The following is a 9,412-nucleotide window of genomic DNA, read 5'->3' on the forward strand; positions in this document are numbered from 1 at the left end:
AGCAAGGAGAAATCGGGTTCGTCAATTTTCACCAGAATCGGCACGGCGATGGTGACGAACGCACCGGGCAGCAAATTGATGAAAAACAGCCAGTGCCAGGAGAAGTGGTCCGTAATCCAGCCGCCGAGGGTCGGCCCGAGGGTCGGCGCGAGGGAGGCAAGCGCACCAATGGTCGCAGCAGCGACGACGCGCTTTTTGCCTTCAAAGAACACGAACGCCGTCGTGAACACCATCGGGATCATCGAGCCGCCAAGGAAGCCCTGGGCTGCGCGAAAAACAATCATGCTCTGGATGTCCCACGCAATGCCGCACAACAGGCTTGCAATCGTGAACCCCGCAGCCGAAATGGCAAACAGCCACCGTGTGGAAAAAACACGGCTGAGCCAGCCGGACAGCGGAATGACGATGATCTCGGCAATCAGGTAACTAGTCTGGACCCAGGCGGTGTCATCCGCACCGGCCGACAGGCCGCCCCCGATGTCGCGAAGGGACGCCGATACGATCTGGATGTCGAGCAAGGCAATGAACATGCCCAGACACATCGACGCAAAGGCGAAGACCTTCTGGTTGTGAGTGAGGTTTTGCACGGTCGCGTCACTCGGCCTTGGTGTCGATGGTGGCCGTGACCGACAGACCCGGTCGCAATACGYCAAGGTCACCGTCAGCCCCGTYGAGCAAGATGCGCACCGGMACGCGCTGMACGACCTTGGTGAAGTTGCCSGTCGCGTTTTCSGGCGGCAGGATGCTGAACTGGGCACCCGTCGCAGGGGCCAGGCTTGCCACGTGCCCCTTGAACGAGCGACCCGGCAGCACATCGGCGCGGACGTCGACTTCCTGGCCGATCTTCAAGCGTGCGAGCTGGTCTTCCTTAAAGTTGGCGTCGACCCAAAGGCCGTGCGCCGGAACGACCACCAGCATCTGACTGCCAGCGGAGGCAAACGTGCCCACCCTCGCCCGCCGGTTGCCGATGGTGCCGTCGACCGGGGCGCGAAGCTCGGTATAGGAGAGATTGAGCCTTGCTGTGTCTGCTTCGGCCTTCGCCTGGGCCAGCGCTGCCTCGACCTGCTTTTTCTGGGTGTCGATGACATCAAGCTGGCGTTCGGCACCTTCGACGGAGGCCGATGCACGGTCGGTTGCGGCGCGCGCTGTCTTGGCGTCGGCTTGCGCACGCTGCGCGCTTTCGATGGAAACGGCCGAACGGCCTGCGAGGGCCGCGTAGCGCTGGTCGTCGAGCTGGGAGCGGGTTGCCTCAGCCTGCGCTGCGGCTTTTCCGGCGACTGCCTGGGCAATGATGCTCTTCTGCAGGGTCGCCACGGCGTCGAGGTTGCCGAGCGCCGCTTGCTGCGCCTCGACGGCCGCCTCAGCCTTGGCCAGCGCCGCCTTGTAGTCACGGTCGTCAATCTTGACCAGCAGGTCCCCTTTCCTGACCGCCTGGTTGTCGGTCACGTTGATCGTGTCGATGTAGCCGGAGACCTTTGAACCGATGACCGTGACGTCGCCGCCGACGTATGCGTCGTCGGTGTCCTCAATAAAGCGTCCGCACGTCCACCAGTGGACGCCGTAGCCCACGAGGGCGACCGCGCCAATGCCGAGGGCGATGAACTTGAGGGCCTTATTCCGCGAGCGGGGGTCGGCAGCGGTGGACGGGATGACTGAGTCGATGGTGGCGGACACGGGAGTACCTGCTCGGCAGTTGATAGGATTACGGTCATACTTCTATGGGCCAAGTAACCGATATCAAGGGGCACCGCCAAAAAATAATTGAACTTTTTTCCGGCCCCGAAACCAGGACGTACAAGCYCAGCTTTGGACTAGCAGCCTTTAGGTGCTCCCGGATGACGCCCAGCAAGGCCTGCGGCTGCTCGATGCAATCCAGTGCCCGGTCTTGTCGAGCTTAACGACGCTGGTGCTGGGCACGGCGGCCAGGAAGAACATGGCCAAGAAGTCGTGGCCGATGCGACCCGCGCCGAGGACCGGCATGGTTAGGGGCGCATAACTGGGCCACATCGTTGCCACGACCAGCCCAACGTCACTGCCGACGATATAGGCCGCATCCATATCGAGGGCGGTCCTCACTCCAGTAACGTCTTGGCAATTGTTTTTGGGCCGTAACCCTCATCCGGCCGGGACGAGGCGCCGTGCCACGCAGGTCAACGCCGGCAACCCGAAAGCCCCGCAAGGTCCGCAAGACCTTGCGGGTCACCCATCAGATCATGGGCCGGACGGGCATCAGGACCAGTAGTGAACCCGGACCACCCACGACTGTCTGGAGGCGGATGTCGTCCGTGTCGACGACTTGCAGGGAGAAGCCCGAAGAGCGTCGCGACAACGGCTTCGTCGGAAAGGCGGGAAGCAGGCATGCACTGACTCCTGGCCCACGCAGCGGCACGGGACGGGCGGATGCACGTCGAGGCGCGAGTAGCGCTTTGACGCTAAACCGCTGCCTGTCCGTGTCAGACCCAAGACAGCGGCGACAGAGCGTCGCGCTCATCAGGAGGACAAGCGCGTGGGTGCGACCGTGCGCACCGAGCGCGGCAGAAATCCACTTGAGGTGGGTCTTAGCGATCTCTTCCTTGACGCCAATCGCCATGGCGATATGCCGGCTAGGATGGCCGTAGGCCGCGGCTTCGAGCACCTCGGCTCCGCGCTCCTTCCGGATCCCGTCTTCGGAGACAGGGTCAGATTGCCAACCCAACGCCGCCAGGCGCTCCAGTGATGCCGCGCCCAGGTCGAACGGTGCGCATGAGGTCCCGACGTACAGCGCTTTTGGGCAGGTATGCGCTGCCCCGGCACAAAATGCCAGTGCTCTGCATGTCGTCCGGATGGGTCGCGAGTAGGAGCGCGCGGGCATCCGGACACACTGCGCGCTAGGCAAGTGCCGTCTGGATACTGTCGATGCCGGCCGCGCGCACGCCCCTAACAACAGCGTCGGACTTGTGACGGCGGCTGACTTCGATATCCGCCGGCCATCCACCGTACCGGCGATGAGGCTAGTTCGGCGTCGGCCGAGACGATGGCTTCGATGTCCTAGGACACCTTCGGATCATCGTCTGCTGCGAACACACGAATGGGCGTAGCGTTCATGCACTTATAGTTTCAGACAATCTGGCATTGATAACCGTGCCATGACCACCACCAACGCTTGCTCCTGTCACTTGAGACGCCGCGGTACGAGAGTCCGACAGGACGCCGGACAAGGCGGTCTTGCAATGGCAGCGAGAAGAAGCGGCGGTGACACAATTCGCAGGGCCACTTCGAGGGCCAATTCATCGCATCGCCCTGTGACCTCAATGCGGTCTATTTTGCAGCTACGCCATCGAGACTTCCTTCAACGGTCCATTTTTTTCAAGCGAGTGGGCGTTTTCAGGACCTAGAAATTGAAGTTATCATCAGGGGGCGCTATGACACGCGCCTTGAAGAACGAGAGGGGCCGCTCGGATGCAATAAGGGGGTTGCGCCACGCCTTCGGCTCAATCACCCTTGAGTGGCGAGCTAGAAGGGGCACCGGGATGACTCAGCGATTGTGACCAGTCGGTTTGTGCTGGAAACATCCAGGCACCAATGGTCTGGCATGGCAGTCGCGCGTCTTATCAGAGACAGCACTATTCGCATGCATCCACCGAGAACATATCGCCTTACCCAAGGGATCTTGTGTCCCGGTACGAGCGCGGGACACGTAATTGCATCGGTTCTGACTCCCTCGCGCGTGAAAGTGATGCGAGTCAATGCTTCGCCCGGGCAGTGCCTGCACGTCGAGGTCCCAGCGGGAAAAGCGTTTGCCCTGGCCATGACCATGCGGTCCCCGATTACCGATGCGGGCGACGTGCCCTTCGGCGGCACCACGCAAACGTTTTTGTCGAATGAAAGCCAGGGCGGCCGGATCGAGTTTCCCGTGGACCATGACCTCATCGTTGCTCACATGCCGGAAGCTGCCTTTGAGAACGTCCCCGGCCGCTGGCAGCTGGCGGCCGCCCCCTTTGAACCGAGCACACGCGAGGTCACTGACGACCCTGCAGCGCGCTATCTTTGCCTGGCGCTATTGTCCCGCCCAGCCGCCGACGGTCCGCTTGAGTCCATCTTCTCCAACAGTCTTTCTCTTGCGCTGCTGACCCATTTCCTCGCGCGCTACTGTCCGATGCGGAGTTCGCGTGATGACGAGCCCGGAATTCGCCTGGAGCCGTGGCAGCTGCGCATCGCGGAAGAAACCATGCTCGCCCGAATCGAGCAGCGCCTGCCCATCTCCGTAGTCGCGCAACGATGCGGAATATCTGCCGTGCACTTTTCACGCGCTTTCCGCCGCACCACAAGCGAAACGCCGCACCGTTGGTTGATGCGGCGGCGCCTAGAAAAAGCGTGCGCTCTGCTCGTGAGCACGGATGAAACAATTGCCGACATTGCCCTTGCGTGCGGCTTTTCCGATCAAAGTCACCTGACCCGGACCTTTTCGCTTCTCATCGGCACAACTCCGGCGTCCTGGCGTGCGCTCCAGCGGGATGCCGGCGTTCCATCGGCCACTTAGTGACTCCCATGGGCTGGACGTGCCGAACAAAATACCCACGAGGAAGCCATGCTTCCCAGGAAAGCATCGCACCCGCTTCAGCCTGAACGCGGTACCCACAGTGCTGACCCGCCGGCCTGCCCCGGCACCCGCGCCCGTTCCCGTGACCGTGTCCCGCATCTGCAGTTTTGAGAAAGGCCACGGCACCAACCGAAAGGTCCCGGGAGGTCCGGTCGTCGATTTCGGCTCCAACGACCCTCGACGAGATAACCCGGTCGTCGGACTGCGGCCCAGCGGCAGCCTCTCCCTGCCAAAGATGGGAATACTGGACCCGACGCTGCGCTTGCTCGCCCGGGGGATCCAGGCAAGGCTGCACGATCCGCCTGAGGTCGACCAGCTCTATGCCGATCTCACGCAATTAGCACTCCATGCGCATCTGGTCGTCCGTTATGCAGCCCTCAGTCCCGCATTACGTCCGTCGCGCCGACGTTGTCGAACAGCAGCGGTCCGAGCGCTCTGGCGGCACGTTCATTCTCCTCGAACGTGCTGCGCAAGCAGCCTCGCAAACCCCCTGACGATGAGTTCCGCGATCTGTACGCCCGGACACGTCTTAGAATCGACGAAGGCCACATCACCGGACATCATACGAGCCGCATCGACGATTCTGTGGTCAGCTTCGGGCGCGCCGACGAGCGTGCCGCGCAGAAGATCTCGCGCGGGGACGAGAAAGCGCGCCAGGTGTCTATCGTCGGCATTAGCCAACAGCTCAAGCGGCTCGTGCTTGGCAAGCTCTTGGATAAATCCCGGGATTGAGCTCCGGTAAAGTGCCTTCAGACTCGCCGGCTTTTCATCGAATACCCCGCGAAAACGCTCGAGAGTTTCCGGATGGCTACGTGAAGAATAGAGGGCTGCCAAGCGGATCGTCCTCCATGCGAGAATGAGCCGACAGGCGTTTTCGACATAGAGTTGTGGAGACAAAGCGCCCATTTCCGACATGAGCATCTCGATCTCTTTACGCTGCTCGATCGTACTGCCGCCTAGTTCGCCGGCTAGCTTCTGCACTTGCGCCGCTTGCTTGACAGCGGCACCCTCGCTAGCTGCCGAATCGGTTGCGCCCCCTTCCGCCATCCCGCCGACGTCGGCCAACTCGTCCAGAAATTGGAAGGACGACGTCTCTGTCGCAGCCTTTCGCTTCAGCTTTTCGCTGTATCGGGCTCCTGCCCTGCTTTGAATCAACGTAAGACCGCATCCGCCTTCGCGCGTTGCAACTCCGTGAGTTCGTAGCACGCTACGACGCACTAGGACCCCCGGGCCTGCGCGATGGCGGATGATCCCGATTCGTCGCCGTAGATATACACCGCTCGTCGCCTTTGATGATCGCGGACTGACAGATATCCAACTCACCTCGTGGCGAGGTGATCGAAACTCAACAGATGTTTCAACGACCTATTTCGAAGAATCCGTTTGCGACATCATTTAGGAGGTCCCGACATGTGATGTCGCCTTTCTCATAACGACGTCATTTGATCCTTTACGGTCTCGCGACTGGCATTGTTGTCGAGAACCGGTAATTGACCTTTCTGAGTCAGTCAGTTAATGAAGGGCACTCTGATAGGTCCCTTCGCGCCGCCCCTGCCGGCGCGCACTTAATGACGTCGTTTGTCGTTTAATCGTGTCGCGAGTGCCTGTCGTTTCGACGAGGGCGCCAGGTCAAGCCCGGCGCCCCCTCCGGCAGTCGGCGGGCTAATGAACTGACGGCCGCTGGTCAGGCTGCAGAACCGCAGGCATTGCTAGCATGGCGCTGTGTTGCCAACCGTTGTCGACCACCAGAGCGGTACCTGCACCGGGCCCGTACGACTGCGCCATGGCTTCGACCAGTCGTTGAAGCTCGCCGCTGGTCGCTGCGTCAGCGGATCCCTGCCCGGAAACCGCGTCGTCATTGCCGACCGACCACACCATCTGCATCGACCGAGCCGATAGCGGCGTCACTGCAGCGGGCGTGAATCCAGCAGGTAGTGGCTTGAGCAAGGCGGCGAACTGTGAGGCCGGAATCGCGAAGCCATCGCTGGGCTGCACGTAGCTGATTGCCTGGTCATCGCCCTTGAAGTGGTTCTGCACCCGAACCTGCTGGTTGACGTCGCCATCGACAAGCACAACAAGATCGTCCTGGCTCCGGTGGAAGGTCAGCCGGGTTCTGTCGATATCGTTGAAGAAAAGCCAGTCCGTACCACCACCGGTATTGTCGATGACATCCTTTCCGGAGCCCGCCTTGTACAGGTATTTATCGTCACCAGCGCCGCCCTGGAGAAGGTCGTTACCGTCCTCACCGACGAGCGTGTCAGCGCCCGCGCCACCCACCAAGATGTCGTTGCCCGACCCGCTGAACGACCCGTTTCCGCCGGAGAGGTAATCGTCCCCGTCACCGCCGACGAGCTTGTCGTCACCACCCATGCCAAAGAGCGTGTCATTGCCGGCAAGACCGCGGATCAGATCCCGCCCGCTGGTGCCGACCAATTGTTCGCCGTTACCCGTTCCCGTGATGGTCTTTGTGTAGTCCGCATCGTTGCCGGGCTCGCTTGGCGTGCCGCCGCCCGGCGTCCCCGTCCCGCCAACCAGCGCGTTGATGGCCGCCGTACTGAGGGACGTGCCACTCGCAGGCTGGACGTAGTCGATGGCGGCGTCGCCGCCGAGGAAATGACCCAACACGCGGAGGGTCTTGGACGCGTCACCATTGACCTTGATGAGCAGGTCGTCACCATCACGGCTGAAAGCCAGCTGGGAGGCGGTTATCCCGTCATTGAAGAAGATGCCGTCGTAGCCGCCCCCGGTGTTGTCGACGATGTCCTGCCCGCCCCCATACACGTACTTGTCGTCGCCAACGCCGCCGATGAGGGTGTCGTTGCCGTCCTCGCCCACCAGGGTGTCGTTACCCAGACCGCCTTCGAGGCGGTCATCGCCCGAGCCGGTACCCGAGCCGCTGCCACCGGCCAGATAGTCGTTGCCATCGCCGCCCTGAAGGGTGTCGTTGCCCACCAGGCCAAAGAGAGTGTCGTCGCCGGCAAGCCCTTTGATTAAGTCCTTTCCGGCGCTGCCAACGAGCTGCTCACCGGCCGACGTGCCCTCAACCACGCTGTCATAACCGCTCGAGCCGCCAGCGACGATCTGGTTTATCTGCGTGGTCGTCAGCAWCGACCCGCCATCGGGCTGGATGAAGTCGATGGCAGCGTCCCCGCCGAGGAAGTGGTTTGTCACGCGGACGGAGGGGGTGGAGGTGGCATCGACAAACATCAGCAGGTCATTGCCATCCCGGCTGAAGGTGATACGTTCACGGGTGACACCGTTGAGGAAGACGCCATCAAAACCACCGCCCGTGTTGTCGATCGTATCCGTGCCTGACTGCGCATCGACCACATAGCTGTCGTCACCCGCGCCTCCCACGAGGCGGTCGTTGCCGCCTCCGCCGACGAGGGTGTCGTTTCCGCCCATGCCACTGAGCGTGTTGTCGTCGGCATTACCTGCGAGGTAATTGGCTGATGCGTTGCCGGTGCCGTTAAGCTTGCCAGCCCCCACGAGGAACAGGTTCTCGAGGTTGTCGGCCATGGTGTAAGAGACCGAGGCCTGCACCTGATCCGTGCCCTCGCCGGCGAGCTCCACAATCACGTCACCGCTGTCGGCGATGACGTAGACATCGTTGCCCGCGCCGCCTTCCAGTCTGTCGGTACCGGCCCCACCGTCCAGGTAATCGTCGCCCGTGCCACCCACAAGCGTGTCCTGGCCGTTGCCACCCCAGAGCGAGTCATTGCCGTCGAGGCCCAGAAGGGTATCGTCTCCGTCGAGGCCCGAGAGCTTGTTGGCCCCGGCGTTGCCCTGGATGCGATTGGCAAGGCTGTTGCCGTTGCCCGTCACCACTGATGTGCCAAGGATGAGGTTTTCGACATTGTTGTCGAGAACAAGGTTGGTCTCGAAACGGCGCTCGATGGTATCCGTCCCCTCGCCTTCATACTCGAAGGCGCGGTCGGCGGCCGACTCAACCACCAGGYAGTCATCCCCCAGGCCACCATAGAGCCGGTCGGTGCCGGCGCCGCCCTCCAATCGGTTCGCGCCGTCGTTGCCGTGGATGACGTTGTCCGCGCCATTGCCCGTCCCGTTGATGGCGGCATCGCCCGTCAACACGAGATCCTCAAGGTTGGCCCCAAGCTGCCAGTCGACACTCGATTCGACGACATCCCTGCCCTCACCCGCGAGCTCAATGATGTGGTCGCCGGCAGTGTCGACCACATACGTGTCGTCGCCCTGGCCGCCCGTGAGCGTGTCGGCACCGCCGGCGCCATCGAGGAGGTTGTCTGCACTGTTGCCGAGGATCTCGTTGGCCAGTGCATTGCCCGCGCCCTGCACCGCCTGGCTGCCTTCCTCCAGGACGAGGCGCTCTACATTCTCGCCAAGGAGGTAGCTCACCCGCGAGCGCACGGTGTCTTGTCCCTCGCCAACGTTCTCGACGATGGCCGCCGAGCTGTCGCCAATCAGGTAGGTGTCGTCGCCCTTGCCGCCGAACAACCGGTCGGTGTTACCGCCGCCATCAAGCGTGTCATTGCCGTCACCGGCGTGGATATCGTCGCGGAACCTCGTGCCCGTGAGCACATCATCCGCTGCGCTGCCGTGGATGACGTTGCTGACACTGAGCTGGATGGTCGCCGTCGTCGTCTGTCCCCAGGAGTCGCTCGCGATGAGATCAATGGAGGTGTCAAGCCCGCCATTGGGGGGCGTGCCCGTCAGCACGCCAGTCTGCGGGTCGATGCTTAGCCATGCCGGGGCCCCGGCACCGAGGGTCAGGCGCAGGGTATCGTCGGCTGCATCGGCAAACATTCCCTCCGGCAGTACGAAACGCAGTGGCGAATCGCCCACAGCCTCCACAGC

Annotated in this window: 7 protein-coding genes; 1 reads left to right on the forward strand and 6 read right to left on the reverse strand. The window is 62.2% G+C overall.

What is annotated here, in order from left to right; genetic code table 11:
* From AC1DT2_RS10075 to AC1DT2_RS10090, 4 genes are all read right to left on the reverse strand, one after another.
* Positions 1 to 587: MFS transporter (locus AC1DT2_RS10075; RefSeq protein WP_477296089.1), on the reverse strand; the 587-nt coding region annotated here is incomplete at its 3' end.
* A 7-nt stretch (positions 588 to 594) separates the two neighbouring features.
* Entirely contained in the window at positions 595 to 1,674 is a 1,080-nt protein-coding gene (locus tag AC1DT2_RS10080) for an HlyD family secretion protein (RefSeq protein ID WP_477296090.1), read from the reverse strand.
* Positions 1,675 to 1,821: 147 nt separating this feature from the next.
* Positions 1,822 to 2,076 carry a hypothetical protein gene (locus AC1DT2_RS10085; RefSeq protein WP_477296091.1) on the reverse strand — a complete coding sequence of 85 codons (255 nt, stop codon included), beginning with the start codon at positions 2,074 to 2,076 and terminating at the stop codon, positions 1,822 to 1,824.
* 130 nt (positions 2,077 to 2,206) lie between these two features.
* Positions 2,207 to 2,635 (reverse strand): hypothetical protein, encoded by a 429-nt coding sequence (locus AC1DT2_RS10090; protein WP_477296092.1) that lies wholly within the window; start codon positions 2,633 to 2,635, stop codon positions 2,207 to 2,209.
* 1,080 nt (positions 2,636 to 3,715) lie between these two features.
* Between AC1DT2_RS10090 and AC1DT2_RS10095 the strand changes: the two genes are divergently transcribed.
* Positions 3,716 to 4,519: a helix-turn-helix domain-containing protein gene (locus AC1DT2_RS10095; protein ID WP_477296093.1), complete on the forward strand. Its 804-nt coding sequence runs from the start codon at positions 3,716 to 3,718 to the stop codon at positions 4,517 to 4,519.
* Positions 4,520 to 5,026: 507 nt separating this feature from the next.
* Here the strand turns inward: AC1DT2_RS10095 and AC1DT2_RS10100 are convergent.
* Together AC1DT2_RS10100 and AC1DT2_RS10105 are read right to left on the reverse strand one after the other, a co-directional pair.
* Positions 5,027 to 5,734 (reverse strand): hypothetical protein, encoded by a 708-nt coding sequence (locus tag AC1DT2_RS10100; RefSeq protein WP_477296094.1) that lies wholly within the window; start codon positions 5,732 to 5,734, stop codon positions 5,027 to 5,029.
* Positions 5,735 to 6,241: 507 nt separating this feature from the next.
* Positions 6,242 to 9,412, reverse strand: a 3,171-nt coding sequence (locus AC1DT2_RS10105; protein WP_477296095.1) for a putative Ig domain-containing protein, incomplete at its 5' end; no start/stop codon positions are given.

Source organism: Luteibacter sp. P4_E6, assembly GCF_056401535.1.